Annotated in this window: 23 protein-coding genes; 14 read left to right on the top strand and 9 right to left on the bottom strand. The window is 61.0% G+C overall.

Annotated features, from left to right (window positions below):
- Nucleotides 1-14: 14 nt before the first annotated feature.
- Nucleotides 15-1,679 (bottom strand): AMP-binding protein, encoded by a 1,665-nt coding sequence (locus tag E4T63_RS13800; RefSeq protein ID WP_135295771.1) that lies wholly within the window; start codon nt 1,677-1,679, stop codon nt 15-17.
- A 353-nt stretch (nt 1,680-2,032) separates the two neighbouring features.
- Entirely contained in the window at nt 2,033-3,049 is a 1,017-nt protein-coding gene (locus tag E4T63_RS13795) for an AraC family transcriptional regulator (RefSeq protein ID WP_135295770.1), read from the bottom strand.
- 290 nt (nt 3,050-3,339) lie between these two features.
- On the opposite strand from E4T63_RS13795, the gene efeU reads away from it, so the two are divergent.
- From efeU to efeO (E4T63_RS13775), 4 genes are read left to right on the top strand one after another with little or no spacing between them, the layout of a single operon-like run.
- A complete protein-coding gene (gene efeU, locus E4T63_RS13790; RefSeq protein ID WP_135295769.1) occupies nt 3,340-4,194 on the top strand; it encodes an iron uptake transporter permease EfeU in 855 nt (284 codons plus the stop codon).
- Between the two features lie 8 nt (nt 4,195-4,202).
- On the top strand, nt 4,203-5,402 hold the full coding sequence (gene efeO, locus E4T63_RS13785) for an iron uptake system protein EfeO (RefSeq protein WP_135295768.1): 1,200 nt from the start codon (nt 4,203-4,205) through the stop codon (nt 5,400-5,402).
- 17 nt (nt 5,403-5,419) lie between these two features.
- On the top strand, nt 5,420-6,718 hold the full coding sequence (gene efeB / locus E4T63_RS13780; protein ID WP_135295767.1) for an iron uptake transporter deferrochelatase/peroxidase subunit: 1,299 nt from the start codon (nt 5,420-5,422) through the stop codon (nt 6,716-6,718).
- Between the two features lie 25 nt (nt 6,719-6,743).
- A complete protein-coding gene (gene efeO, locus E4T63_RS13775) occupies nt 6,744-7,568 on the top strand; it encodes an iron uptake system protein EfeO (protein ID WP_027611970.1) in 825 nt (274 codons plus the stop codon).
- A gap of 122 nt (nt 7,569-7,690) precedes the next feature.
- Here the strand turns inward: efeO (E4T63_RS13775) and pssA are convergent, their stop codons facing one another.
- Nucleotides 7,691-9,034 (bottom strand): CDP-diacylglycerol--serine O-phosphatidyltransferase, encoded by a 1,344-nt coding sequence (pssA, locus tag E4T63_RS13770; RefSeq protein ID WP_135295766.1) that lies wholly within the window; start codon nt 9,032-9,034, stop codon nt 7,691-7,693.
- A 215-nt stretch (nt 9,035-9,249) separates the two neighbouring features.
- On the opposite strand from pssA, the gene E4T63_RS13765 reads away from it, so the two are divergent.
- Both E4T63_RS13765 and E4T63_RS13760 read left to right on the top strand, forming a co-directional pair.
- On the top strand, nt 9,250-9,813 hold the full coding sequence (locus tag E4T63_RS13765) for a TetR/AcrR family transcriptional regulator (protein ID WP_135295765.1): 564 nt from the start codon (nt 9,250-9,252) through the stop codon (nt 9,811-9,813).
- A 56-nt stretch (nt 9,814-9,869) separates the two neighbouring features.
- Nucleotides 9,870-10,349: a DUF1348 family protein gene (locus E4T63_RS13760; protein WP_135295764.1), complete on the top strand. Its 480-nt coding sequence runs from the start codon at nt 9,870-9,872 to the stop codon at nt 10,347-10,349.
- A 122-nt stretch (nt 10,350-10,471) separates the two neighbouring features.
- Here E4T63_RS13760 and sfnG read toward each other — a convergent pair whose 3' ends face one another.
- Nucleotides 10,472-11,554: a dimethylsulfone monooxygenase SfnG gene (gene sfnG, locus E4T63_RS13750; protein ID WP_135295762.1), complete on the bottom strand. Its 1,083-nt coding sequence runs from the start codon at nt 11,552-11,554 to the stop codon at nt 10,472-10,474.
- Between the two features lie 331 nt (nt 11,555-11,885).
- Between sfnG and E4T63_RS13740 the strand changes: the two genes are divergently transcribed.
- Nucleotides 11,886-12,665 carry a TSUP family transporter gene (locus tag E4T63_RS13740; RefSeq protein ID WP_027611974.1) on the top strand — a complete coding sequence of 260 codons (780 nt, stop codon included), beginning with the start codon at nt 11,886-11,888 and terminating at the stop codon, nt 12,663-12,665.
- Here the strand turns inward: E4T63_RS13740 and nudC are convergent.
- The 3 genes from nudC to E4T63_RS13725 all read right to left on the bottom strand — a co-directional run bounded on the left by nudC (nt 12,633) and on the right by E4T63_RS13725 (nt 15,275).
- The gene (nudC, locus tag E4T63_RS13735) at nt 12,633-13,463 is read right to left on the bottom strand and encodes an NAD(+) diphosphatase (RefSeq protein ID WP_135295761.1); all 831 of its coding nucleotides are present in this window, start codon (nt 13,461-13,463) and stop codon (nt 12,633-12,635) included. The genes E4T63_RS13740 and nudC overlap by 33 nt on opposite strands.
- A gap of 6 nt (nt 13,464-13,469) precedes the next feature.
- Nucleotides 13,470-14,282 carry a crotonase/enoyl-CoA hydratase family protein gene (locus E4T63_RS13730; protein WP_098963974.1) on the bottom strand — a complete coding sequence of 271 codons (813 nt, stop codon included), beginning with the start codon at nt 14,280-14,282 and terminating at the stop codon, nt 13,470-13,472.
- Between the two features lie 219 nt (nt 14,283-14,501).
- Nucleotides 14,502-15,275, bottom strand: a complete 774-nt coding sequence (locus E4T63_RS13725; protein ID WP_135295760.1) for a class I SAM-dependent methyltransferase — start codon at nt 15,273-15,275, stop codon at nt 14,502-14,504.
- Nucleotides 15,276-15,450: 175 nt separating this feature from the next.
- On the opposite strand from E4T63_RS13725, the gene E4T63_RS13720 reads away from it, so the two are divergent.
- The 4 genes from E4T63_RS13720 (at nt 15,451) to pncA (ending at nt 17,964) form a co-directional block, all read left to right on the top strand.
- Nucleotides 15,451-15,984: a tetratricopeptide repeat protein gene (locus tag E4T63_RS13720; protein ID WP_135295759.1), complete on the top strand. Its 534-nt coding sequence runs from the start codon at nt 15,451-15,453 to the stop codon at nt 15,982-15,984.
- A gap of 90 nt (nt 15,985-16,074) precedes the next feature.
- Nucleotides 16,075-16,533 carry a sigma-70 family RNA polymerase sigma factor gene (locus E4T63_RS13715; RefSeq protein WP_245223462.1) on the top strand — a complete coding sequence of 153 codons (459 nt, stop codon included), beginning with the start codon at nt 16,075-16,077 and terminating at the stop codon, nt 16,531-16,533.
- Nucleotides 16,530-17,288 (top strand): transcriptional regulator, encoded by a 759-nt coding sequence (locus tag E4T63_RS13710; protein ID WP_135295758.1) that lies wholly within the window; start codon nt 16,530-16,532, stop codon nt 17,286-17,288. The genes E4T63_RS13715 and E4T63_RS13710 overlap by 4 nt, the downstream gene beginning before the upstream one ends.
- A gap of 49 nt (nt 17,289-17,337) precedes the next feature.
- Nucleotides 17,338-17,964 (top strand): bifunctional nicotinamidase/pyrazinamidase, encoded by a 627-nt coding sequence (gene pncA, locus E4T63_RS13705; protein ID WP_135295757.1) that lies wholly within the window; start codon nt 17,338-17,340, stop codon nt 17,962-17,964.
- A gap of 113 nt (nt 17,965-18,077) precedes the next feature.
- On the opposite strand, the gene E4T63_RS13700 is transcribed toward pncA, so the two are convergent.
- Both E4T63_RS13700 and E4T63_RS13695 read right to left on the bottom strand, forming a co-directional pair.
- Nucleotides 18,078-19,379 carry an ATP-binding protein gene (locus tag E4T63_RS13700; RefSeq protein WP_027611982.1) on the bottom strand — a complete coding sequence of 434 codons (1,302 nt, stop codon included), beginning with the start codon at nt 19,377-19,379 and terminating at the stop codon, nt 18,078-18,080.
- A 4-nt stretch (nt 19,380-19,383) separates the two neighbouring features.
- On the bottom strand, nt 19,384-20,085 hold the full coding sequence (locus E4T63_RS13695) for a response regulator transcription factor (RefSeq protein ID WP_003224662.1): 702 nt from the start codon (nt 20,083-20,085) through the stop codon (nt 19,384-19,386).
- A 276-nt stretch (nt 20,086-20,361) separates the two neighbouring features.
- Between E4T63_RS13695 and E4T63_RS13690 the strand changes: the two genes are divergently transcribed.
- The 3 genes from E4T63_RS13690 (at nt 20,362) to E4T63_RS13680 (ending at nt 25,646) form a co-directional block, all read left to right on the top strand.
- The gene (locus E4T63_RS13690) at nt 20,362-21,519 is read left to right on the top strand and encodes an efflux RND transporter periplasmic adaptor subunit (RefSeq protein WP_135295756.1); all 1,158 of its coding nucleotides are present in this window, start codon (nt 20,362-20,364) and stop codon (nt 21,517-21,519) included.
- Between the two features lie 15 nt (nt 21,520-21,534).
- Nucleotides 21,535-24,633 (top strand): efflux RND transporter permease subunit, encoded by a 3,099-nt coding sequence (locus E4T63_RS13685; RefSeq protein WP_135295755.1) that lies wholly within the window; start codon nt 21,535-21,537, stop codon nt 24,631-24,633.
- 371 nt (nt 24,634-25,004) lie between these two features.
- Nucleotides 25,005-25,646 (top strand): DUF1345 domain-containing protein, encoded by a 642-nt coding sequence (locus E4T63_RS13680; protein ID WP_027611985.1) that lies wholly within the window; start codon nt 25,005-25,007, stop codon nt 25,644-25,646.
- Nucleotides 25,647-25,680: the final 34 nt, after the last annotated feature.

The raw sequence follows: 25,680 nt of genomic DNA, 5'->3' as shown, positions 1-25,680 counted from the left end.
ACTGACTTCCTGATTCAAGCTGAAACGTTGTGCGCCGCGGCCTCTTGAGCCTTGGCGATTTCCTGGTTGCGCAAGATAAAGCGCTGCAATTTGCCGCTTGGGGTTTTCGGCAATTCGCTGACAAATTCGATTTCCCGCGGGTACGAGTGCGCGGCCAGACGCTTGCGCACGTGTTGCCGCAACTCTTCGGCCAGCGCCGGTTCGGCGCGGTATTGCGGGTTGAGCACGACGAAGGCTTTGACCAACTCGGTGCGCTCCGGGTCAGGCTTGCCGACCACGGCGGCTTCGACCACCGCCGGGTGTTCGATCAGCGCGCTTTCGACGTCGAACGGGCCGACGCGGTAGCCGGAAGTGGTGATCACGTCATCACTACGCCCAACGAAGCTGATGCTGCCGTCCGGGTTCCATTCCACCGTGTCGCCGCTGAGGTAGTAATCGCCGACGAAGGCTTTGGTCGGCACGCCCTCGTAGCCGCCGAACCAGCACATCGGCGACTGGGTGCGGTCGATGGCGAGGATGCCCGGCTGGCCGACACCGAGCTCGTTGTACTGCTCGTCGAGCACCACGATGCGATGGCCCGGCGAGGCGAAACCGGCGGCGCCGAGGTGGATCGGGTGTTCCAGGCCGTGGTGGTTGCACAGGACCATGCCCAGTTCGGTCTGGCCGTAATGGTCGTGAATGACTACGCCGAGGTTGTCGGCGAACCAGCGGATCACTTCCGGATTGAGCGGCTCGCCGGCGCTGCTGACGATGCGCAGCTTGCCCTTGATCGACTTGGCGAACTCGTTGCCGCCGGCAATCAACAGACGATACGCGGTCGGCGAACCGGTGAGGTTGGTGATGGCGTATTTGTTGATCACCCGGCAGGTGCTTTCGAGGGTGAACGGGCCATCGTAAAAGGTGATCGGGTGACCCATCGACATAGGGCCGGTGACGCCGAAATAGATGCCGTAGGCCCAGCCCGGATCGGCGACGTTCCAGAACGAATCTTCAGGACGCAGATCCACCGCGTCGCGGGTGTAGCTCTGGAACGCGACGATGGCCTTGAGCGGCACCGACAGTGCTTTCGACGGGCCGGTGGTGCCCGAGGTGAACATCAGCAGGAACGGGTCTTCGCCGCTCAGCAGCACCGGCTCGCAGAGATTGGAATAGTTGGCCAGTTCGGCCCAGAAACTGAAATCGCCACGGACGATGCCCTGGCCCTTGGCGCCGCCGACGGTGACGATGGTCGGGCATTCGCTGACTTCAGCGAGTTTCGGCCGGTTGACCGCATCGGTGACCACCACTTTGGCGCCGGAACTGTTCAGGCGATGTTCGATGGCCTTGGGGCCGAACGCGGTGAACAGTGGCTGATACACCGCGCCGATGCGCCAGGTGGCGAATACGGTGATGAGCAATTCGATGTTGCGTGGCAGCAGGCCGGCGACCTTGTCGCCCTTCTGCACGCCTTGTTCGCGAAGGAAATTGGCGAAACGCGCGGCTTGGTCTTGCAGCTCGCTGAAGGTGTACGTGGCACTCGCGCCGTCGCGGCCCTCCCAGAACAACGCAATGCGCCCCGGCAAGGCGTGGCGGTCGCAACATTCGACGCAGGCGTTGAGCGCCTCCAGCGTGCCGCTGAGCGCAGCGTCCACGGTGTGCTGATAGTTGAACTGTTCGGTGGCAGACAAGTAATCGCGCATTGCCAGAATCCCTCGGTGTTTTTATTAGGCTGGGAACCGTAAACAACACAGGGATAGTCGCGCTGCGGCGCTGAAGCGGCAATGGTCAAAGCTGTCAATCTGGCTGATTGGTTTGGCCAAGATTCCAGAGATGTGCCGCCTGGACTGGCGCCTTCGGGAGCAAGCCCCCTCCCACAAGGGAATTGCATTGCAAAGGGGGGATCACTGTGAAAGCTGCAATCACAGAAGATTGCATTTCAAAGAATGCTCCACCTGTGAAAACCAGGAAGGCTGCAATCACAGGAAGAATGCATTTCAAATGTGGGAGGGGGCTTGCTCCCGAAGAGGCCCGATCAGGCGACTGACAATCCGGATCAGACGGCTTCGTTGAGGATCAGCGTGCGGTAATGCCCAGGATTGGACCCCGACCATTTGCGAAACGCCTTGTAGAACGAGCTCGCATCGGCAAACCCCAGCCGCGTCGCGATTTCGACGAAGCTGATCGACGGCTCCGCCAGCCAGCTGATTGCCAGTTCCTTGCGCACGCTGTCCTTGAGCCCCTGATAGGTCTGCCCCTCCTCGGACAATCGCCGGCGCAGGGTCGAGGCGGACATGCACAGTTGCTGCGCCAGCGCCTCGGTCTCCGGCCACTGTTCTGCGGGTAGCTGCCGCAGGTCCTGTTTGATCCGGCTGGCCAGGCTTTCCGGGTCGCGGTATTTCACCAGAATATTCGCCGGCGCATGGGCCAGAAAGCGTTTCAGTTCTTCGGCCGTACGCTTGATCGGCAGATCGAGACAATCAGCAGCAAAGATCATCCGCGTGCGCGGACGCTCGAAGCGCAGGTTTTCCGAGAACATAACCCGGTAGTCGTCGCAGAAATCCGGCTCGGCGCAGCGCAGTTCGATCGCCAGAATCGGAATCCGCCGCCCCGCCAGCCAACAGGCCACGCCGTGGACGATCATCCAGTAAGTGAAATAGGTAAACGCCCGGCGCGGCTCGGGATCGTCTTCGAGCAGGACGATTTCCGCCAAGCTCTGCTGATGCGCCAATTGCGCGGGCATTTTTTCCAGCATCAAGGAGAGGAAATTCAGGCCCATGCTCAGGCCGACGGCCAGGGTCGGTTGCGCCATGGCGCTTCGACAAAGGAACTCAAGGCTGCCGGACTTGAGCTTGCGTGGATCCATACCGAAGAACTCGTCATCGCCACGCCGGGCCAGCAAGCGCCAGAGTTTCGCGTATTGCGAGGCCGGCACCCGGCCTTGCTCGCTATGCAGCAGCGCCGGAGCAATCCCGACCTTGTTCAAGACTTCATCCGTGGCCGCGCCCGGGGCACAACTTTGCAGCAGCGCTTCACGCACCAGTTGAACGGCAATGGTGTCTTTTTCCGACATGGAGCGAGGCAGACCTTGTTGTTTTCGAGTGACCGGCATCTTAACGCAGGATGCGAATTCAACACGAATCCCCTGTGGGAGCGGGCTTGCTCGCGAAGGCGATGTGTCAGCAACATCCTTATCGACTGACACGCCGCCTTCGCGAGCAAGCCCGCTCCCACCGGGATTTGTGCGTGGCAAAAAACAGGTTGTTCAGCTTGCGTTCAGGTTTATGTCAATCATTGTCATGTGAGAATGGTTGTCATTATGTTACAACTTGTAACTTCTTCGAATGACTTAGTGGACACCGAATGCTCGTTCCCTTTCTGATCATGCTGCGCGAAGGCATTGAAGCCGCGCTGATCGTTGGCATCATCGCCAGCTACCTGCAACAGACCGGTCGTGGCCAGTGGATGCCGGCAGTGTGGATCGGCGTCTTCCTCGCCGCTGCGCTGGCGCTGCTGGTCGGCGGTGGCCTGGAACTGGTCAGCGCCGAATTCCCACAGAAACAGCAGGAGTTGTTTGAAGGCATTGTCGGACTCGTCGCGGTGGGCATTCTCAGTTCGATGGTGTTCTGGATGCGCAAGGTTGCGCGCTCGATCAAGCATTCGCTGCAAGCCTCGCTCGATCACGCTCTGACTTCGTCAAAGCACCAGGTAATCGCGCTGATCGCCATGGTGTTCTTCGCCGTGGCTCGCGAAGGCCTGGAAACTGTGTTCTTCCTGCTCGCCGTGTTCCAGCAGAGCGAAGGCCCGGGCGCGCCAATCGGTGCCCTGCTCGGCCTGGTGCTGGCGATCATTGTCGGCTTCCTGATCTACAGCGGCAGCATGCGCCTGAACCTGTCGGCGTTCTTCAAGTGGACCGGGCTGTTCATTCTGGTGGTCGCCGCCGGGATCCTCGCCAATTCGGTGCAAGCTCTGCATGAAGCCGGTGTGTGGAATCACCTGCAGACCGTGCTGTTCGACTTCAGCGCGACGCTGCCGATGGACGGCCCGCTGGGTTCGGTGCTGGCCGGCATGTTCGGGTATCAGGATGCGCCGACCGTCAGCACTCTCGGTGCGTACCTGATCTATCTGGTGCTGGCGCTGGTGATGTTTTTCTACCCCGCCGCGCCGGCCTCCAGCGCTGACGCCGCCGGCAAATCGTCTTCCGTTTCCAGCCAATAAGGGCCTCCATGTCAAAGCCTAATACTCCTCAGGCCTCGCCTCCCCGCGCCTTGCGCTGGGCGGTGGCCGGTTCGGTGGTCGTGATGATCGCCGCCGGTGGCTTGTTCTACTACGCCTCGAAAATGGCCGCGGCCAAGCGGCAGCACAACCATGACGAAGTGGTGGTGAACATCAACGCGCACAGCTGCGATCCGAACGAGCTGACGGTTCCCGCTGGTCGCGCCAGTTTCCGCATCGTCAACCGCTCCGACCGGGCGGTGGAATGGGAAATTCTGGACGGCGTGCTGGTGATCGAAGAGCGCGAAAACATCGCGCCGGGCCTGAGCCAGGTGATCAACGCCAACCTGCAACCCGGCGACTATGCGATCACTTGCGGTCTGCTGAGCAACCCTCGCGGCGTGCTGCACGTGACGCCGACAGCGGCTTCCGATGCTGCCGCCAAGGCCAAGCCGTCGATGGTCGCTTTCGTCGGGCCGCTGTCGGAGTTCCGCGTGTATCTGGCGACGCAAGGCAGCGCGCTGATCAAAGCCGTGACCGCGCTGAATCAGGCAATTGCCGGCGGCGATCTGGCCCAGGCGCAGACGCTGTACCTGCCGGCGCGTGCCGCTTACCAGCGCCTGGCCCCAGCCGCGCAACGCCTGGCGGAACTGGACAACAGCATCAATGCCCGCGCCGATTATTTCGAAAAGCGTGAGCAGGATCCGGCCTTCGTCGGTTTCCACCGGGTCGAATACGCGCTGTTCCAGCAACGCAGTCTCGACAGCCTGACGCCGGTCGCCGAGCGCCTGCTGGCCGATGTCACCACGCTCAAACAGCAACTGCTGGCCCAATCACTACCACCGGAGCAACTGGTGAACATCGTGGTGCGCAATCTCAACACCCTGGCCGACGTGCGCGCCGCCAGTGGTGAAGAAGAACGCTACAGCCACGGCGACCTCAACGGTTTCGCCGGCAACCTGCAAACCGCACACAAGGTCGTCGAGTTGCTGCGGCCAATGCTGACCAAATCGGCGCCGGATCTGCTGCCGAAAATCGACGCGGCGCTGAGCGATTTCGACAGCGTACTGAATAGCTTCAAGGTCAAGGACGGCTACGCCACTTACGACATGGTCAGTGGCGAACAACGCAAACAGATCGCCGACAAGGCTCAGGCCCTGGCTGACGCTCTGGATGGCATCGATCCCGCCCTCGGCCTTTCCGGCCTGTAAGCAGAAGACGAATACCGATGAAAGATTTGCAAAACCTCGATCTGCAACGTCGCCGCCTGCTGATGGGCATGGGTGTCGCCGGCGTCGCCTTGGCCGGTTCGGCCCTGAGCTGCCCGGCCATGGCGGCAGCGCCGGCGCAAGTCACCGAAGCGCCGAGCAGCGACAAGACCGAAGACCGCCACGATTTCCACGGCGTGCACCAGACCGGCATCGTCACCCCGCGTCCGGCGTCCGGCATGTTCGTGTCGTTCGACGTACTGGCCAGTGATCGCGAAGACCTGGAGCGGCTGTTCCGCACCCTCAACGAGCGCATCGCGTTCCTGATGAAGGGCGGCCCGGTGGCACAGATCGACCCGAAACTGCCGCCGCCGGATTCCGGCATTCTCGGGCCGGTGGTGACCCCGGACAACCTGACCATCACCGTCTCCGTAGGCGAATCGTTATTCGACGAGCGCTTCGGTCTGGCCGCAGCCAAACCCAAGCGCCTGCAACGCATGGTCGGTTTCCCCAACGATGCGCTGGAAGCCGATTGCTGCCACGGCGACCTGAGCCTGCAATTCTGCTCGAACACCGCCGACACCAACATTCACGCCCTGCGCGACATCGTCAAGAACCTGCCGGACCTGCTGCTGGTGCGCTGGAAACAGGAAGGCAGCGTGCCGCCACAAGCCCCGGCCAAACCGGGGGTGCCGGCGCAATCGGCGCGTAACTTCCTCGGTTTCCGGGACGGCTCGGCCAACCCCGATTCCAACGACGCCAAGGCCATGGACAAGATTGTCTGGGTGCAACCGGGCAGCGATGAGCCGGCCTGGGCGGCCCACGGCAGCTATCAGGCGGTGCGGATCATCCGCAATTTCGTCGAGCGCTGGGACCGTACGCCGCTGCAGGAACAGGAAAGCATCATCGGCCGGGTCAAAACCACGGGTGCACCGATGGGCGCCAACCATGAAACCGAAGTCCCGGATTACAGCAAAGACCCGGAAGGCAAACTGACCAAGCTCGACGCACACATTCGCCTGGCCAACCCGCGCACCGCCGCGAGCCAGGCCAACCTGATCCTGCGCCGGCCGTTCAACTACTCCAACGGCGTGAACAAGAACGGCCAGCTCGACATGGGCCTGCTGTTCATTTGCTACCAGGCCGATCTGGAAAAAGGCTTCATCACCGTGCAGACCCGGCTCAACGGCGAGCCGCTTGAGGAATACCTCAAACCGGTCGGCGGCGGTTACTTCTTCACCCTTCCGGGTGTCACCGGCGACAAGGATTTCATCGGTCGCTCGCTGCTCAACGCCACACAACCCAAAACAGCTGCCTAACCATAAAAAACCTCGGAGCCGCTCCATGAAAAAGTCGCCACTCGCATTACTGCTGACCCTCGGTTTGCTCAACACCCCGCTGTCGGCGTTCGCCGCGACGGCGCCACTGGATCTGGTCGGCCCGGTGTCGGACTACAAGATCTACGTCACCGAGCAACTGGATGAACTGGGCAGCCACACCAAACAATTCACCGATGCGGTGAAGAAAGGCGATCTGGCCACCGCGCAAAAGCTCTACGCGCCGACCCGCGTCTACTACGAGTCGATCGAGCCGATTGCCGAGCTGTTCAGTGACCTTGATGCGTCCATCGACTCGCGCGTCGACGACCACGAAAAAGGCGTGAAGGCTGAAGACTTCACCGGTTTTCACCGCATTGAATATTCGCTGTTCTCGGAGAAAACCACTGAAGGCCTGACCGCTCTGGCTGACAAGCTCGATAGCGACGTGAAAGACCTGCAGACCCGCGTCGCCGGCCTGACCTTCCCGCCGGAGAAAGTCGTCGGTGGTGCGGCCGCGCTGCTGGAAGAAGTCGCCGCGACCAAGATCTCCGGTGAAGAAGACCGTTACAGTCACACTGACCTGTATGACTTCCAGGGCAACATCGACGGCGCGAAGAAGATCGTCGACCTGTTCCGACCGCAGATCGAGAAGCAGGACAAGGCGTTCGTTGCCAAAGTCGACAAGAACTTCGCTACCGTGGACAAGATCCTTGCCAAGTACAAGACCAAGGACGGTGGTTTCGAGACTTATGACAAAGTGAAGGATAACGACCGCAAAGCACTGGTCGGGCCGGTCAATACCTTGGCGGAAGACCTGTCCACATTGCGTGGCAAGCTCGGTCTGAACTGATTGATGTAGAGGCCTTAAGTGCCCCATCGCGAGCAGGCTCACTCCTACAGTTGGAATGCATTCCCCTGTAGGAGTGAGCCTGCTCGCGATAGCGGTTTAACCGCACCGAATAATCTGAAGGGTTACAAAATCCGGTAGAGCAACCGCTCGATCCGAACCCGACTCACCCGCTTGAGAAACTTCGCCACCCCCGCCGGGTACTCCGGCAAGGTTTCCAGGTTCTGGAAGCTGGCGATCCGCGTGGTGTTGCGGAAAATCTCTTGCTGTTCCTTCGCCCGTGGCTCAAGCCACTCGCCTTGCGGATCATCGATCAACAGCGCGTTTTCCAGGTCGAGGCGGAACGCCCGTGGATTGAGGTTGTTGCCGGTCAGCAGCGTATAGCGCTGGTCGACCCACATGCCCTTGAGGTGATAGCTGTTGTCGCCGTCACGCCACAGATGCAGGTTCAACTGGCCGCTGTCGATGTTGCGCTGATGCCGCTTGGCAAAACGCCGCAGGCTGATTTCGTACAGATACGGCAGCGCCGCAATCACCTTGAACGGCTCGCTGGGCGGAATGTAGAAGTCGTTGGCCGTCTTGTCGCCGACCACGATGTCGATCTTCACCCCACGGGCCAGCGCACGGTTGACCTCGCGGATGATCGGCAGCGGCAGGTTGAAGTACGGCGTGCAGATGGTCAGTTGCTGTTGCGCACTGGCGATCAGCTCGACAATCACCCGGTTCAACGGGTTGTTCTTGCCCACGCCCAGCAACGGACTGACCGACAGGCCGGTATGCGCGGTGCTGCCGGCACTGGTGTCGTACGCCGCATATTTGAGACGACTGCGCAGATCGCCGATGTCGTTGCGCAGGCTGCGGGTGGTCGGCAGGTTGGGCAGGTCGAGGCGATGCACAGCCTTGGATTCGATCAGGCCGTGCTTGACCAGGTGATGCATTGAATCCGCCAGTTCGCGGCTGTGCAGCACGTGGTAGCGGTCGAAACGGTACTTGTCGAACTTGTGCAGGTAGACGTTGTTCAGGCTCGCACCGCTGTAAACCACGTAATCGTCGATCACGAAGCCTTTCAGATGCAGGACGCCGAACAGTTCGCGGGTCTGCACCGGCACGCCGTAGACCGGCACTTCACTCTGATGGGTGCGGGTCATTTCCTGGTACCACGCCGAGTTGCCCGGCTGTTTGCCGGCACCGATCAACCCGCGCTGGGCGCGCAGCCAGTCAACCACCACGACGATCTCCAGCTCCGGGCGCTTGAGCTTGGCGGCGTGCAAGGCATCGAGGATTTCCTGACCGGCCTCGTCGTGCTGCAGATACAGCGCAACGATGTAGATGCGCCGGGTCGCCTCGGCGATTTTCTCCAGCAGGCAACGACGGAACTCGGCGGCGCCGGACAGAATGGTCACGGCCTCGGCAGTCAGCGGAAAGCTGCGCAGTTTGGGCAGCAAAGAGCGTTTGAAAAGCAACGGCATAGGGCTCGCAATGGGTCGAATCCGAAGAACCCGAGAGCTTACACCATCAACCGGTTCGGGTCTTGTTACTGTCTGTAATGCCCCCTTCGCGAGCAGGCTCGCTCCCACAGTGGATCACATTTCAAATGTGGGAGCGGGCTTGCTCGCGAAAGCGGTATCGCAGACACAAAAATAACTGCTTGACCAAGGAGAACGATCGTTCTACTGTTCGCCACATGAACGAAATCACTGACACCTCAACCCGCGACATCATTCTGGATGTCACCGAAAAGCTGATCTACAAAAGTGGCATCGCCGCCACCGGCATGGATCTTCTGGTGAAAACCGCCGGCGTCTCCAGAAAAAGCATCTACCGCTACTTCGCCAACAAGGAGGAGCTGACCGTCGCTGCCTTGCAACGCCGCGATGTGCGCTGGATGCACTGGTACCGCAGCGCCGTCGATCAGGCCGAAACCCCGGCCGACCGCCTGCTCCACCTGTTTACCGTACTCAAAAGCTGGTTCGCCTCGGAAGGTTTCCGTGGCTGTGCCTTCATCAATACCAGTGGCGAGACCGGCGATCCTGAAGACCCGGTGCGCCAGGTCGCCAAAGACCATAAACAGAAGCTGCTCGACTACCTGTGCGAGCTGTGTACCGAACATGGCACCGAGGACCCGCAACGTCTGGCCAGACAGTTGCTGATCCTGATTGACGGCGCCATTACCGTAGCGCTTGTGATGGGTGATCACAGTGCCGCTGATAATGCGCAATGCATGGCGCGTAAGTTATTGGACCTGTAACGCCTTAAATAAGCCTCAACCGTTGTTTAATCGTTAATTAGATCGGGAGACTGAAAATGTCGACTGCTGCCCAAGTGCGTCCGCCTTTACCGCCGTTCAACCGTGAATCGGCTATCGAAAAAGTACGTCTGGCCGAAGATGGCTGGAACTCTCGCGATCCCGAGAAGGTGTCGTTGGCCTACACCCTCGACACAAAATGGCGCAACCGCGCCGAGTTCGCCAACAACCGCGAGGAAGCCAAGGCGTTCCTGACCCGTAAATGGGCCAAGGAACTCGACTACCGCCTGATCAAGGAACTCTGGGCCTATTCGGACACGCGGATTGCCGTGCGCTATGCCTATGAATGGCGCGACGATTCGGGCAACTGGTTCCGCTCCTACGGCAACGAAAACTGGGAGTTCGATGAGCACGGCCTGATGTTCCAGCGCTATGCCTGCATCAACGACATGCCGATCAAGGAAAGCGAGCGCAAGTTCCATTGGCCGCTGGGTCGGCGTCCGGATGATCATCCGTGGCTCTCCGATCTAGGCCTCTAAGTCCACATAGTTCCAATTGTAGGAGTGAGCCTGCTCGCGATAGCGGTGTGTCAGTCAGCCTGAATATTGACTGTTCATACGCAATCGCGAGCAGGCTCACTCCTACAGGTTTTTGTGGTGTTTCAGGCTACTGCGGCAGTCTTTTCAGCCTCCAGTTCCCGCACTAACGGCAACACACGTTTGCCGAAATACTCCACCTCCTCCTGAAAGTGCAGAAACCCCGCCAACACCAGATCCACCCCCACCGCTTTCAGCGCCACAATCCGCTCGGCAATCTGCTGTGGCGTGCCGATCAGGTTGGTCTTGAAGCCATCGTTGTATTGCACCAGATCCTCGAACGTCGATTTCGCCCAGTTACCCTCACCCTCCGGCGACGCCCTGCCCGCCTGCTTCGCGGCGTCACCGAAAGCGTTGACCGCGTCCGGGTCAGCCTGGTCGATGATCTGCGCCAGTACCGCACGCGCTTCTTCTTCAGTGTCGCGAGCAATCACGAAGGCGTTGACGCCGATCTTCACCGAGTGATTGTTGGCTGCCGCTTTGGCCCGGATGTCATCGACCTGCGCCTTGATCCCTTCGACGCTGTTGCCGTTGGTGAAATACCAGTCCGAGACCCGCGCCGCCATGTCCCTAGCCGCACGGGAACTACCGCCCTGAAAGATCTCCGGGCGGCCCAGCGGTTTCGGTTTGAGGCTGTAATTGTCGAAGCGGTAGAAGTCGCCGCGAAAGCTGAAGTTATCCTGGCTCCAGATCCCGCGCAGCGAGCGGATGAATTCCTCGGAACGCCGATAGCGCTCGTCGTGTTCCAGCCAATGTTCGCCGATGGCCTGGAATTCGCCCTTGAACCAACCGCTGACGATGTTCACCGCAATCCGGCCGTTGGTGAGTTGATCGATGGTCGCCAGTTGCTTGGCTGCCAGCGCCGGCTGCCATGGCCCCGGCAGAATCGCCGCGATCACCTTGAGCCTGGTGGTAGCCGCCAGCAGCGCATGACTGAACGCCACCGACTCATGCTGGAACTCGGCACCGTAACCGGCGGTAAAGCGGATCTGCGTCAAGGCGTACTCGAACCCGGCCGCTTCGGCGAGTTGCGCGAGTTTGCGGTTGTAGTCGATGCCCCAGTCGGTGCGCTGCTCGATTTTGCTGACCACCAGGCCGCCACTGACGTTCGGCACCCAGTAGGCGAATTTCACGGCTTGCTTGCTCATTGGCGTGTCCTCGGGACATTGGGAAGGTCAATGGGACAGAGCAGCAAGCGTGCCAGCGTCCAGAGGGCCGGTTTTATTGGGCTTGAGGCTGATGGAGTTGCATTGTTGGAGGGTGATTTGTTGTCGAGGTGTTGGGTGGGCAACAGTTGAATAGGCGGTGCCTGAGCCGACCTCTTCGCGAGCAAGCCCGCTCCCACAGGTTGAATGCATTCCAGAATGTGGGAGCGGGCTTGCTCGCGAAGGCGTCCGACGGGTCGCCGCAAAAGCCGGATACAGGTAACATGACCGACCTCCCGCAGCCCTTCTGCGCCCTGCCGAATAAGCCGATTCCATGCCTTTCGAACTCAGCGTTGACCTCACCACCCTGGCCGTTCTGGCCCTTGTCGCTTTCATTGCCGGTTTCATCGACGCCATTGCTGGCGGCGGCGGTCTGTTGACCACCCCGGCGCTGCTCACTGCCGGCCTGCCGCCGCACCTGGTGCTGGGCACCAACAAACTCAGTTCGACGTTCGGCTCGGCCACCGCCAGTTTCACCTTCTACCGACGCAAACTGTTCCACCCTCGGCAGTGGATGCACGCGATCGTCGGCACCCTGGTCGGCGCGCTCACCGGTGCCATCGTCGCGCACTACCTGCCGGCGGAATGGCTGAACAAGATGCTGCCGGTGATCGTCTTCGCCTGTGGCCTGTATCTGTTGTTCGGCGGCACGCCCAAAGCGCCGCTGGACAGCGACGCGCCGATCAAGAAGAAATGGCAATCGACCCAAGGCTTCAGCCTCGGTTTCTACGACGGCGTGGCCGGCCCTGGCACGGGTGCGTTCTGGACCGTCAGCAGCCTGCTGCTCTACCCGATCGACCTGGTCAAGGCCAGCGGTGTGGCGCGCAGCATGAACTTCGTCAGCAACATCGCGGCGCTGTCGGTGTTCGTGTTTTCCGGGCAAGTGGACTGGATCATCGGCCTGAGCATGGGCCTGTCGGTGATGGTCGGCGCGTTCTTCGGGGCGCGCACCGCGATCAGCGGCGGCGCCAAGTTCATTCGTCCGGTGTTCATCACCGTGGTATTGGGTTTGACCGTGCGCCTAGCCTGGCAACACTGGTTCAGCGTGGCCTAAGCGGCGGGCCACGTAGACGTCGATCAGGTAACGGGCAATCGATTTTGACGCCGGCAACGGCGGCAGATCGTGCACGTTGAACCATTGGGCGTCTTCGATCTCGTCTTCCTGGCAGACGATCTCGCCCCCGGCGTATTCGGCATGGAAGCCGAGCATCATCGAATGCGGGAACGGCCAGCACTGGCTGCCCATGTACTGGATGTTCTTCACTTCGATGCTGACTTCCTCGCGTACTTCGCGAATCAGGCAATCCTCCGCCGACTCGCCCGGCTCGGCGAACCCGGCCAGCGTGCTGTAGACCCCGGTGACGAAACGCGGTGAGCGCGCCAGCAGGATCTCGTCGCCACGGGTCACCAGCACGATCATGCTCGGCGAAATCCGCGGGTAACTGCGCAGGTCGCACGGCTGGCAATACATCGCTCGCTCGCGCGGCACCTGGGTCATCGCCTGCCCACAGTTGCCGCAGAAGCGATGTTCACGCGCCCAGGTGCCGATCTGCGCGGCATAACCCAGCACCTTGTAGACAGTGTGATCGCCATCGAGCATGAACGCCCGCAGACCTTTCCAGTTGCAGCCCGGCACGTCGCTGGAACTGCGCAGCTCCAGCAGATACACCGGCTCGCCATCGAGATGGCCGATGCCGTGTTCGGTGAGAATCGACAACTCCTGACGCTTGAGCCATTCCCGCGGGAACAGCGCGCCGTTGTCATCGAACAGAAAGCCTTCGGGGCTGCGCGCCACGGCCCAGCCGCCGGGTTGATCGGTGTCCAGTACTGCAGTGGTCCAGCGAGCTGTCATGGTTTCTCAATCCAGAAATTCGGGTTTCTGTTTACTCATATGGGCGGCCATGGCCACGCGCAAGTCGGTGGATTGCAACATGGCGGCGTTCCAGGTGGCAACGTATTCGAGGCCGTCATCGATGCGATGGTCGCGCATGTAGCTGATCATTTCCTTGGTGCCGGTCACCGCAATTGGCGATTTGCTGGCGATGTCACGGGCAATGTCCATGACGCCGTCGAGCAGCAGCTCCTTGTCGCCATATACGCGATTGACCAAGCCGATGCTGCGCGCTTCATCTGCGCCGAAAGTGCGCCCGGTGTAAGCCAGTTCACGCAGCATGCCGTCCCCGATGATCCGTGGCAACCGTTGCAAAGTGCCAACATCGGCGGCCATGCCGATATCGATTTCCTTGATCGAGAACTGCGCGTCTTCGGCGGCGTAGCGCATGTCGCAGGCGGCGATCAGGTCGATCGCACCGCCGAGGCAGTAGCCCTGAATCGCCGCCAGTACCGGTTTGCGGCAGTTGTCGACAGCATTGAACGAGGCTTGCAGGGTGAGAATCTTGCGCCGCAGCAGGCGCGCGTTACGGCCGACGTCCTTGCCCAGTTCATTGGCGACGCCGGCGAGCATCATCAGGTCGATACCCGAGGAAAAGTGTTTGCCGTTGCCACTCAGCACCACCACCCGCACTTCATCGGTGTCATCGATCCACTGGAAAATCTCGACGATCTCGCTCCAGAACGCGGCGTTCATCGAGTTGATCTTTTCCGGGCGATTGATCTGCACATGCGCGATGTTGTCGGCCAGTTCGACGCTGAAGGCGGTGTATTGAGTCATGGCAGTGATCCTTTACCGGGCTGAAAATGAGGCCCGAACTATAACAAGGCATCACGATGGCGGTTCGGCCAAATGCGGGACTGCTTCGAGAAATGGGGTGACAGGGCTGGCCTCTTCGCGAGCAAGCCCGCTCCCACAGGGTCAGGTTTGATCACAGACTTTGTGATCCACCCAAGACCTGTGGGAGCGTGGCTTGCCCGCGATAGGCTCACCGCCGATCTAACTAACCTTCACTGCCACATACGCCGCCGTCTCATAAGGCACCGTCAGCACATGCCGCCCACGCAACGCCGGTTCCGAGGCAATCAACGCGCGAATCTGCTCATCAACCTTGTCGCGCTGCGCCTGCGGCAAGGCCGCAATGAAACTGGTGGAGCGCACCCGATTGAAGATCACGTCCTCGGGCGAGCCGGTGTGCCCATGATGAAACTGCTGCGACTGCAACGGCCCGAACGCCGGATGCGGAAACGCCTGACGCCATTGGCCGGTGTAGTAACGCGGCGTGTCCCCCTCCAGCGCATTCACGATAGCGTCGAGTTTCGGCACCCAGCGGACCTGTGTATCGCGCAGGTTCCAGATCAGCCCGAGTCTGCCGCCAGGCTTGAGCACGCGGGCGATTTCCGTCAGGGCTTCCGGGGTGGCGAACCAATGGAACGCCTGCGCGCAGACCACTGCATCCACCGACGCGTCAGGCAGTGGCAGATCGGTCGCGGTGCCGCTCACCGCCAGCACCTGCGGCCAGGCAGCGGAAAGTTTTTCCAGCATCTGCGCCACCGGTTCCACGGCGATCACCTGCGCGTCGGTGGCCGCCAGCCGGCCGGTGAACTTGCCGGTGCCGGCACCCAGATCGATGACAGTCTTGTGACTGTCCAGACCCAACGTCTGGGTCAACCACTGGCTTACCTGCGGCGGGTAGTCCGGGCGGCCCTTGATGTAGGTGTCGGCAGCAGTCTTGTAGCCGGCAGCAGCGGAGTGATGGACCTGATCTTTCATGGCAGTTCCTCGTGTGGCAGCGCCGGGGCATGGCAAAGCGCTGGATGGACGGCAGGCGTTCCCGAGCATAACGCCGCCATTTGCGCGTACCTTGAACAGAGCCTGACAAAGCGATGAATAAAATGCCGGGCTGTGGTGTTCAAAGTGAAACATAACCCTCTGTGGAGCCTTGCCCATGACTATCCGTTCCGTTATGTTCGCCGCCCCGTTGCTGCTGGTCACCGCGTTGTCTGCGTCAATGGTGTTTGCCAACGGTGATGAAAGTGCGCCCGTGCAGAAGCCCAACTGCCCCAAAGGCCAGGTCTGGGACAGCAAATCGCAGAAATGCGTGCTGCAGACCAGTAGCGCCGTACCGGATGCCGATCGCACCGACTATGCCTACCGATTGGCCAAGGACGGTCGCTACGAAGAGGCCCTGGCCCTGCTCGACACCCTGAAACAACCGAACACCGCCAAGGCCCTCAACTATCGCGGTTACGCCACGCGAAAACTGGGACGTACCGATGAAGGCATCGGCTATTACCTGCAATCGGTGAAACTCGATCCGCAGTACGCGCAAGTGCGTGAATACCTCGGCGAAGCCTATGTGATCAAAGGCCGCGTCGACCTGGCGCAGGAGCAATTGCAGCAGATCAAATCGATTTGCGGCACCGCCTGCGAGGAATACCAGGACCTGGCTGAAGCCATCAACGATTCATCGAAAACCTGACATAGATAAAGGAACGCCATCATCGTCAGCGATCAGGCATTCAGAGCGGAACTCGGACAGCATCTGGCGCGGCTGTGGCGCTACGGCCTGCTGCTGTCGCGCAATCGTCACGTGGCCGAGGATCTGGTGCAGGCCACGTGTGTACGGGCGCTGGAGCGTGCCGGCCAATATGTGGCCGGCACGCGCATGGATCGCTGGTTGCTGAGCATCCTGCATTCAATCTGGCTCAACGAAGTGCGCGCGCGTCGGGTGCGTCAGGGCGCCGGTCAGGTCGATGCCGACGCGCAACTGGCCTTCGATGGCGAATACGCCGCGCAGACTCATGTGATGGCGGCGCAAGTGATTCGCCGGGTCGATGCGTTGCCGGAAACCCAGCGCGAAACCGTGTATCTGGCTTATGTCGAAGGCCTGTCCTACCGTGAAGTCGCCGAGATCCTGCAGGTGCCGATCGGCACGGTGATGAGCCGTCTGGCCACCGCGCGCCTGAAACTGGCCGAATACCCGCCCCTGCAAGCCGTGCCGAAAACCACCGGAGGTGACCGCCCATGAACAAGCCCTCCGACGAACAACTGGTGGCCTACCTCGACGACGAGCTGGACCCAGCCTATCGCGCCCAACTCGACAGCGCGATTGCCGACGACCCGTTGCTCAGCCTGCGCGTGCAATGGTTCGAACGCAGCAGCCTGCCGTACAAGGATGCCTATGACGAACTGGCGCTACAGGCACCGCTGGAACGTTTGCAGGCGCGCCTCGATGCCATCCCCTCCCCCCAGCGGCCTGGCCTGAGTCGACGCTGGTTCATCGGTGCGGCCGCCGCGAGTCTGCTGGCGGGCGGCGTGTTGGCCGATCGCCTGTTTCTCGCCTGGCAAACGCAGCAAACGCATAACTGGCGCGCCCTGGTGGGCGACTACATGGCACTGTATGTGCCGCAAACCCTCGATCACCTGCCCAGTGACGAAGCCAGCCAGCGATCGCAACTGCGTGCGGTAGATGCACGCTTGGGGCTGAATCTATCGCCGGCACTGGTGAGGTTGCCGGGCGCCGAACTCAAGCGTGCACAAATGCTTGAGTACGACGGTGTGCCGATTGCGCAACTGACCTATCTCGATGCGAAACACGGGCCGCTGGCCTTGTGCGTGACTCGCTCCAACAGTGGCAGCCAGCCTTTGGCGCACGAACGGCGCCACGAAATGAACGTGGTGTACTGGACCGAAGGTGAGCATGCGTGGATGTTGATCGGGCACAACCCGGCGCCGGCGCTGGAAGACCTGGCAAAACACCTGGTCGACAAGCTGGGCGCGTGAGTGCCGCTCCACTATGCTGAGCGGGTGATTATCCAAGGAGGAAGCCCCGATGCAGATTTCACCCCGCACCGCCCTGCTGGTCATTGACGTGCAGAACGACTTCATCCCCGGCGGCCAGTTGGCCGTGCCCGAAGGCGATCAGATCGTGCCGCTGATCAATCGCCTCGGTGGCCTGTTCAAACAGGTGGTGATTGCCCAGGACTGGCACCCGAGCGGCCACGCGTCCTTTGCCTCAAGCCACCCCGGACACCAGCCTTACGAGGTAATTCAGTTGCCCTACGGCGAGCAGGTACTCTGGCCGGAGCATTGTGTGCAAGGCACATCCGGTGCCGAGTTTCACCCCGAGCTGAACCTGCCGCACGCGCAACTGATCATCCGCAAGGGCTGTAATCCGGACATCGACAGCTATTCGGCGTTTCTCGAGGCGGACCGGTGCACCACCACCGGTCTGGCCGGATACCTGAAAGAACGCGGTATCGACACGGTGTACATGGTCGGTCTGGCGCTGGATTTCTGTGTGATGTTTTCCGCGCTGGATGCTCGGGCGGCGGGGTTCAACGCGTTCGTGGTGCTGGACGCCTGTCGTGCCATTGACAGGGATGGGTCACTGGCAGCGGCGATGGAGCGGATGCAGACGGCCGGGGTTGGCTTGATTCAATCAAACCAACTGATCTGACCAACACAAAACCCCTGTGGGAGCGGGCTTGCTCGCGAAAGCGGTGTGTCAGATTAGTTTATGTCGACTGACACTCCGCCTTCGTGAGCAAGCCCGCTCCCACAGGTTTCGGGTCAAGTCATGTCAGGCAACCACAACCTGAACCGCGCCCCACCCAGCGGCGAACTTTCAACCGTCAAGGTCCCGCCCTGCGCCTCCAGCGCCCGACGGCTGATGGCCAGGCCCAGACCAAAGCCGCCGGTAGCCCGATCACGACTGCGATCAAGTCGATAAAACGGTTCAAAAATCCGCTCACGCTCATCATCCGGGATGCCAATGCCATCGTCGTCGACCCAGATCTCGCAACCATCGGGGCTGACCTGCACGCCAATCTGAATGCGTTTTTCGCAATAGCGCATGGCATTGCGCAGCAGGTTCTGGATCGCTCGGGCGGTCAGGCGCGGATCCAGCGTGAAACGTTCGAGCTGACCGTGCAGCAGCACATCGATGACGATGTCCGGCGAGTCCAGTTCTTCATCGACACTGCCCAGAATGCTGTCGATAAACTCATCCAGCGAAACCTCGACCTGTTCCGGCAACTGCGCCGGGTTCTGCAGGCGGCTGTAGGACAGCAGTTCCAGCACCAGCTCATCCAGTTCCCGAATGTGTGCGACCAGTCCTTGCAGGCGCTCGCGACTGGTCGCCGGCAAATCATCGGACAGCGCCAGGGCCAGACCGAAGTCCAGACGGGTCAGCGGCGTGCGCAATTCGTGGGACACCGCATTCAGCAGGTCGCGCTGCTGGTTGAGCAGATTTTCGATATCGCCGGCCATGGTGTCGAACACGTTGGCCAGGCTGCCGATGTTGGAACTGGCGGGGATTTGCGTGCGCTCGTTCAGGTGGCCCTTGCCGAAGCGTTCGGCGGCGCCCTTGAGGCGCTCCAGATCGCGCCAGTGCGGACGAATCCACAGTAGCAGGCAGGCGAGCATGCTCGCACCGATCAGCACGTTGATGCTCCAGTACAACAGATTGACGTCCAGCGGATCCGGCGGCACTACCATCTGCACGGCAACGTCATCGTTCAGCGGCGTGACCGCCAAGGTGCGCCATCCCCAATCGCCGATACGCACCACGTTTTCCCCGGCGCGCAAGCGCACTTGCTCGGGGGCGGTGAACCCGGCGTCGTCGATGCGCGCCAGAGCGATGTGCAGCGGCTGGAAGTCCTTGTCCATCGACTGCGCCAGTGCCGGCCACTGATCCTGCGGCACCGCGTGAAACTGCCGGGTGATCAGCGATTGCAGGCCGCGCGAGTAGTCGAGGTTGTAGGTGATGAAGCGCTCGCGGAACGCCATGATCACCAGATCCGGCACCAGATAGATCGCCGCGCTGTAGGAGACGATCGTCACCAGATACAGGCGAAAGAGGATTCTGAACATCAGCTCAGCATTCCCACTCGGAGCGGCTGAACAGGTAGCCCTTGCCCCATACCGTCTTGATCTTGCGCGCCTCGCCCGCATGGTCGTCGAACTTGCGCCGCAGCTTGGAAATCGCCACGTCCACCGAGCGGTCGGTGCCGTTGAACTCGATGCCGCGCAGGCGTTGCAGGATTTGATCGCGGCTCAGCACTTCCCCGGCATGCCGGGCCAGCACCACCAGCAAATTGTATTCGCCGCTGGACAGTTCCACCGGTTGCTCGCGCCAGGTCACGGTGCGCTCGGACAGGTCGATGCAGAGATTGCCCATGACAATGCGGTCATTGACCGTCATCGGTTCACCGAGGCTGCTGCGCCGCAGCAACGTACGCACCCGGGCCAGCAAAACCCGTGGCTCGCAGGGTTTGGTGACGTAATCGTCGGCGCCCATTTCCAGGCCCAGCACCTGATCGTGACTGTCGTCGCGGGCGGTCAGCATCAGGATCGGCAGCGTCGCCGAATCGGCCCGCAGCAGGCGGCAGACTTGCAAGCCGTCAAGGCCCGGCAGCATCAGGTCGAGGATCACCAGATCCGGCGGATTGATCCGTGCCCGCTCGCGCACGTGGTCACCACGGCCGATCACGCTGACGGAATAGCCGTTGCGCTCCAGGTAGCTGGAAATCAGTTCGGCGAGGGCGGTGTCGTCTTCGACCAGGAGGATGTTGGGCATGGGGTGTTCCAAGGAAAGTGCAGTGGCGACTGTTCGGGCCTCATCGCGAGCAGGCTCACTCCTACAAGGTTCGTGTCTGGCACAGTTCCAATGTAGGAGTGAGCCTGCTCGCGATGGCGGTTTATCTGTCGCAATAAATTTCAAGGCGTAAAGGATATACGCCCTCGCCCGTCCCTGAGTAAAACCCTTACACAATTTCACACAGCGCCTACAAAGCTTCACCGCTACCCTCGGCGTCTGGCCTTAGGATGCGGGCTTCAATATTGGGGGTGGTACATGTCAAAAAATCTTCTGGCCGGGCTCGGCCTGATCGCCGCTGCGCTGTTGCTGAGCGCCTGTGATTCGTCCTCGAAGGCCGAAGAAGAAGCGCCGCCAGCTACCGTGCGCATCGAGACCATCGAGGCCCGCCCCCTGTCGATCAGCAGCGAACTGAGCGGGCGTATCGCCGCCCCGCGCATCGCTGAAGTGCGTGCCCGAGTGGCCGGGGTGGTGTTGCAACGGACCTTCCGTGAAGGCAGCGACGTGAAAAAGGGTGACGTGCTGTTTCGCATCGACCCGGCACCGTTCAAGGCTGATCTCGATAGCGCCGAAGCCGCGTTGCGCAAGGCCGAGGCCAATGCCTTCCAGGCCAGGCTGCAGGAACAACGCTACGCGCAGTTGATCGACGACAAGGCCATCAGCGCTCAGGATTACGACAACGCCCGCGCCAATGCCCGGCAAACCGCCGCCGATGTGGCGGCCAATAAAGCTGCAGTGGAACGCGCGAAGCTGAACCTCGGCTACGCCACCGTCACCGCGCCGATTTCCGGGCGGGTCGGCCGTGCATTGGTCACTGAAGGTGCGCTGGTCGGGCAGAACGAAACCACGCCGCTGGCGCTGATTCAGCAGCTCAACCCGATCTACGCCGACCTTACTCAGTCGACCCGTGAACTCAACGAACTGCGTCGCGCGTTCCGTTCCGGGCAGTTGCAGGCAGTCGGTCAGGATCAGGTCAAGGCCACGCTGATTCAGGATGATGGCAGCCTCTATCCGTTGCCGGGCAAATTGCTGTTCAGCGACATCAGCGTCGATCCGGGCACCGGCCAGATCATTCTGCGCAGCGAGTTCCCCAATCCCGATCTCGACCTGCTGCCGGGCAGCTTCATCCGTGTACGTCTGCAACAAGCCACCGTGCAGAACGGCATCACCGTGCCGCAACGTGCGGTGCAGCGTGACAGCGCGGGTATCGCCCAGGTGCTGACTGTCGACGAGCAGATGCGCGTGGCCCAGCAGCCGGTGCAACTGGGCGCGGTGCAAAACGACCGCTGGATCGTCAGCGGCGGCCTCAAGCCCGGCGACCGCATTGTCATCGAAGGCCTGCAACACGCCCGTCCAGGCGAAAAAGTGCAGATCGACGACACCCCTCTTCCACTTGCCCAGACCTCTGGTCAGTAAGCAGGACGCTTTCATATGCCGCAGTTCTTTATCGATCGCCCGGTGTTCGCCTGGGTTGTCGCCCTGTTCATCCTGTTGGCCGGTGCGCTGGCCATTCCGCAATTGCCGGTGGCGCAGTACCCCGATGTCGCGCCGCCACAGATCGAAATCTACGCGGTGTACCCTGGCGCCTCGGCGCAGACCGTCGATGAAAGCGTGGTCAGCCTGATCGAAGAAGAGCTCAACGGCGCCGATCACCTGCTGTACTTCGAATCGCAGAGCAGCCTCGGCAGCGCGACGATCAAAGCGACGTTCCAGCCGGGCACCAACCCGGAGCTGGCGCAGGTGGATGTGCAGAACCGTCTCAAAGTGGTCGAGTCACGCCTGCCGCAGGCAGTCAATCAGCAAGGCCTGCAGGTGGAGAAAGTCTCTGCCGGTTTCCTGTTGCTGATCACCCTGACCTCCAGCGACGGCAAGCTTGATGACGTAGCGCTCAGTGATTATCTGGCGCGTAACGTGATGAACGAAATCAAGCGCATCGACGGCGTCGGCAAGGCGCAGCTGTATGGCGCCGAACGGGCGATGCGGATCTGGATCGATCCGCAGAAGCTGATCGGTTTCAATCTGACCCCGGCTGACGTCAACGCCGCCATCGTCGCGCAAAACGCGCAGGTTTCGGCGGGCAGTATTGGCGACTTGCCCAACCCATCCTCGCAGGAAATCACCGCGACCATTCTGGTCAAGGGGCAGTTGTCGACGCCGGAAGAGTTCGCCGACATCGTGCTCAAGGCCAATGCCGACGGCTCCACCGTGCGCATCGGCGATGTGGCACGGGTCGAAGTCGGCAGTCAGGAATACCAGTTCGGCACGCGCTTGAACGGCAAGCCGTCCACCGCCGTCGGCGTGCAGTTGGCGCCTGGGGCCAATGCGCTGGCGACCGCCACATTGATCCGGGCGAAGATGGACGAACTGTCGCGCTACTTCCCGGCCGGCGTCGAATACAAGATTCCGTACGACACCTCGCCGTTCGTCAAAGTCTCGATCACCAAAGTGGTTTACACCTTGGGCGAAGCGATGCTGCTGGTGTTTGCGGTGATGTTCCTGTTCCTGCAGAACATCCGATACACGCTGATCCCGACGCTGGTGGTGCCGGTGGCCCTGATGGGCACCTTCGCCACCATGCTCGCGCTGGGTTTCTCGATCAACGTACTGACCATGTTCGGCATGGTCCTGGCCATCGGCATTCTGGTGGACGACGCCATCGTCGTGGTGGAGAACGTCGAACGGATCATGGCCACTGAAGGCCTGTCGCCGAAAGAGGCGACGCGCAAGGCCATGAAACAGATCACCGGGGCGATCATCGGTATTACTCTGGTGCTGGTGGCGGTATTCATCCCGATGGCGTTCATGCAGGGTTCGGTGGGCGTGATTTACCGGCAGTTCTCACTGTCGATGGCGACATCGATTCTGTTCTCGGCGTTTCTGGCCCTGACGCTGACGCCTGCACTGTGCGCCACGCTGCTCAAGCCAATTACCAAGGGCGAGCACCACGAGAAAAGCGGATTCTTCGGCTGGTTCAACCGCCGCTTCGAGCAACTGGCCGATCGCTATCAAGGCTGGGTCGGCTACGCGCTGAAGCGCAGCGGGCGTTATCTGCTGATCTACGGCGTGCTGCTGATCGGCATGGGGTTGTGCTTTGCGCGTCTGCCCTCCTCGTTCCTGCCGGTTGAGGATCAGGGTTACACCATCACCGATATTCAACTGCCACCCGGGGCCACCAAGAACCGTACGGTGCAAGTCGCCGAGCAGCTTGAAGCGCATAACGCTGGCGAGCCCGGTATCAGTGACAGTGTGGTGATTCTCGGATTCAGCTTCTCTGGTAGCGGGCAGAACGCGGCGCTGGCCTTTTCCACGCTGAAGGATTGGTCGCAGCGCAGCAGCGATGATGCGGCAAGCTCGATTGCCGACCGTGCCAACATCGCCCTGAGCCAGATCAAGGACGCCATGGCGTTCTCGGTATTGCCACCGCCCGTAGACGGCCTCGGCACGTCGAGCGGTTTCGAATTCCGTCTGCAGGATCGCGGCGGTCTCGGTCATGCGACATTGATGCAGGCGCGCACTGAACTGCTCGCCGCCGCCGAGAAAAGCCCGGTGCTGATGAACGTGCGCGAAAGCGCGCTGGCCGAAGCGCCGCAGGTACAACTGGAGGTAGACCGCAAGCAGGCCAATGCGCTGGGCGTGTCGTTCGCCGACATCGGCAGCGTGTTGTCCACTGCCGTGGGTTCTTCCTACATCAACGACTTCCCCAATCAGGGGCGCATGCAGCGGGTGGTGGTCCAGGCCGAAGGCGATCAGCGCAGTCAGGTTGATGACCTGCTGAAAATGCACGTGCGCAACAACGCCGGGCACATGGTGCCGCTGTCGGCGTTCGTTCAGGCCAAATGGATGCAAGGCCCGGCGCAACTGACCCGTTATAACGGTTATCCGGCGATTGCGATTTCCGGCGAACCGTCGCCAGGCCACAGCACCGGTGAGGCCATGGCGGAGATTGAACGGCTGGTCGCTCAAGGGCCGAAAGGTCTGGGTCAGGAATGGACCGGGCTGTCGTTGCAGGAACGGCTGTCCGGCAGTCAGGCGCCGATCCTGCTCGGCCTGTCGTTGCTGATCGTGTTCCTGTGCCTGGCGGCGCTGTACGAGAGCTGGTCGATTCCGACCTCGGTGCTGCTGGTGGTGCCGCTAGGTGTGCTCGGCGCAGTGTTGGCGGTAACCTTGCGCGGCATGCCCAACGATGTGTTCTTCAAGGTCGGGCTGATTACCATCATTGGTCTGTCGGCAAAGAACGCGATCCTGATCATCGAGTTCGCCAAGAGCCTTTACGACGAAGGTCACGACCTGATCGACGCGACGTTGCAAGCCGCGCGCCTGCGTCTGCGGCCGATCGTCATGACTTCGCTGGCGTTCATCCTCGGCGTGGTGCCGTTGGCCATCGCCACTGGCGCCAGCTCGGCAAGCCAGCAAGCTATCGGCACCGGAGTGATCGGCGGGATGATCACGGCAACGCTGGCGGTGATCTTCGTGCCGTTGTTCTTTGTGGTAGTGATGAAGCTCGTACGACGCTTCACTAAACACCACTGATCCCTGTGGGAGCGGGCTTGCTCGCGAAGGCATCGTGTCAGTCAGCATTCATGTAGCTGACACACCGCTTTCGCGAGCAAGCCCGCTCCCACAAGGTCATCGAACAGTCACGTCAGTGGTCATCCGGTGATTTTCGTGCCGTTGTTCTTTGTGGTAGTGATGAAGCTCGTTCAACGCCTCACTAAACACCACTGATCCCTGTGGGAGCGGGCTTGCTCGCGAAGGCATCGTGTCAGTCAGCATTCATGTAGCTGACACACCGCTTTCGCGAGCAAGCCCGCTCCCACAAGGTCATTCGAACAGTCAAGTCAGTGGTCATCCGAGACGTCGCTGGGCTAAGGTGTAAAAACATCCTGGCCCATCGAGTCCCCATGCGCTTTCTCGCCCGCACCCACCCTCGCCTGTCCGCCGCCGCTTTGGTCGGCCTTGCCACCGGCCTGCTGGTCCCTGCCGACTCCGTCGTCAGCAAAATCCTCATCGGCTGGAACGCCGGCGTCTGGACTTACCTGATCCTGATGTTCTGGCTCGCCACCCGGGCCAAGGCACCGGACGTCAAACGCATCGCCGTCGTCGAAGACGAGAATGCCGGACTGGTGCTGTTCGTGGTGTGTATCGCAGCATTGGCCAGCCTGGCCGCCATCACCCTGGAACTGGCCGGCACCAAGGATCTGGATACCCATCACAAACTTCTGCATTACGCGTTCACCGCCGTCACCGTCGTAGGTTCCTGGCTGGTGATCGGGGTGATCTTCTGTGTGCACTACGCGCGCCTGTTTTACACCTGGGATGGCAAGGAACCGGCCCTGCGTTTCGCTGAAGGTCTGACCACGCCCAATTATTGGGACTTCCTGTATTTCTCCTTCACCATCGGCGTAGCAGTGCAGACTGCCGATGTCGGCGTGGCTACCCGCGACATTCGCAAGATCGTCCTGGCGCAATCATTGATCGGTTTTGTGTTCAACACCGCGATTCTGGGCTTTTCGATCAATATTGCTGCCGGCCTGTTTGGCTGAGCATTGCGCAGATACTTCAGTAACGCTGAACACC

The organism is Pseudomonas fluorescens (assembly GCF_004683905.1).
Lineage (GTDB): Bacteria > Pseudomonadota > Gammaproteobacteria > Pseudomonadales > Pseudomonadaceae > Aquipseudomonas > Aquipseudomonas putida_A.
The sequence above is the reverse complement of the archived record's forward strand: the minus strand, read 5'-3'. Positions and strand labels throughout refer to the sequence as shown.

Coding starts and splice junctions, on each gene's coding strand:
- E4T63_RS13800 (WP_135295771.1), bottom strand. CDS start 1,679: ATGCGCGATTACTTGTCTGCCACCGAACAGTTCAACTATCAGCACACC.
- E4T63_RS13795 (WP_135295770.1), bottom strand. CDS start 3,049: ATGTCGGAAAAAGACACCATTGCCGTTCAACTGGTGCGTGAAGCGCTG.
- efeU (WP_135295769.1), top strand. CDS start 3,340: ATGCTCGTTCCCTTTCTGATCATGCTGCGCGAAGGCATTGAAGCCGCG.
- efeO (WP_135295768.1), top strand. CDS start 4,203: ATGTCAAAGCCTAATACTCCTCAGGCCTCGCCTCCCCGCGCCTTGCGC.
- efeB (WP_135295767.1), top strand. CDS start 5,420: ATGAAAGATTTGCAAAACCTCGATCTGCAACGTCGCCGCCTGCTGATG.
- efeO (WP_027611970.1), top strand. CDS start 6,744: ATGAAAAAGTCGCCACTCGCATTACTGCTGACCCTCGGTTTGCTCAAC.
- pssA (WP_135295766.1), bottom strand. CDS start 9,034: ATGCCGTTGCTTTTCAAACGCTCTTTGCTGCCCAAACTGCGCAGCTTT.
- E4T63_RS13765 (WP_135295765.1), top strand. CDS start 9,250: ATGAACGAAATCACTGACACCTCAACCCGCGACATCATTCTGGATGTC.
- E4T63_RS13760 (WP_135295764.1), top strand. CDS start 9,870: ATGTCGACTGCTGCCCAAGTGCGTCCGCCTTTACCGCCGTTCAACCGT.
- sfnG (WP_135295762.1), bottom strand. CDS start 11,554: ATGAGCAAGCAAGCCGTGAAATTCGCCTACTGGGTGCCGAACGTCAGT.
- E4T63_RS13740 (WP_027611974.1), top strand. CDS start 11,886: ATGCCTTTCGAACTCAGCGTTGACCTCACCACCCTGGCCGTTCTGGCC.
- nudC (WP_135295761.1), bottom strand. CDS start 13,463: ATGACAGCTCGCTGGACCACTGCAGTACTGGACACCGATCAACCCGGC.
- E4T63_RS13730 (WP_098963974.1), bottom strand. CDS start 14,282: ATGACTCAATACACCGCCTTCAGCGTCGAACTGGCCGACAACATCGCG.
- E4T63_RS13725 (WP_135295760.1), bottom strand. CDS start 15,275: ATGAAAGATCAGGTCCATCACTCCGCTGCTGCCGGCTACAAGACTGCT.
- E4T63_RS13720 (WP_135295759.1), top strand. CDS start 15,451: ATGACTATCCGTTCCGTTATGTTCGCCGCCCCGTTGCTGCTGGTCACC.
- E4T63_RS13710 (WP_135295758.1), top strand. CDS start 16,530: ATGAACAAGCCCTCCGACGAACAACTGGTGGCCTACCTCGACGACGAG.
- pncA (WP_135295757.1), top strand. CDS start 17,338: ATGCAGATTTCACCCCGCACCGCCCTGCTGGTCATTGACGTGCAGAAC.
- E4T63_RS13700 (WP_027611982.1), bottom strand. CDS start 19,379: ATGTTCAGAATCCTCTTTCGCCTGTATCTGGTGACGATCGTCTCCTAC.
- E4T63_RS13695 (WP_003224662.1), bottom strand. CDS start 20,085: ATGCCCAACATCCTCCTGGTCGAAGACGACACCGCCCTCGCCGAACTG.
- E4T63_RS13690 (WP_135295756.1), top strand. CDS start 20,362: ATGTCAAAAAATCTTCTGGCCGGGCTCGGCCTGATCGCCGCTGCGCTG.
- E4T63_RS13685 (WP_135295755.1), top strand. CDS start 21,535: ATGCCGCAGTTCTTTATCGATCGCCCGGTGTTCGCCTGGGTTGTCGCC.
- E4T63_RS13680 (WP_027611985.1), top strand. CDS start 25,005: ATGCGCTTTCTCGCCCGCACCCACCCTCGCCTGTCCGCCGCCGCTTTG.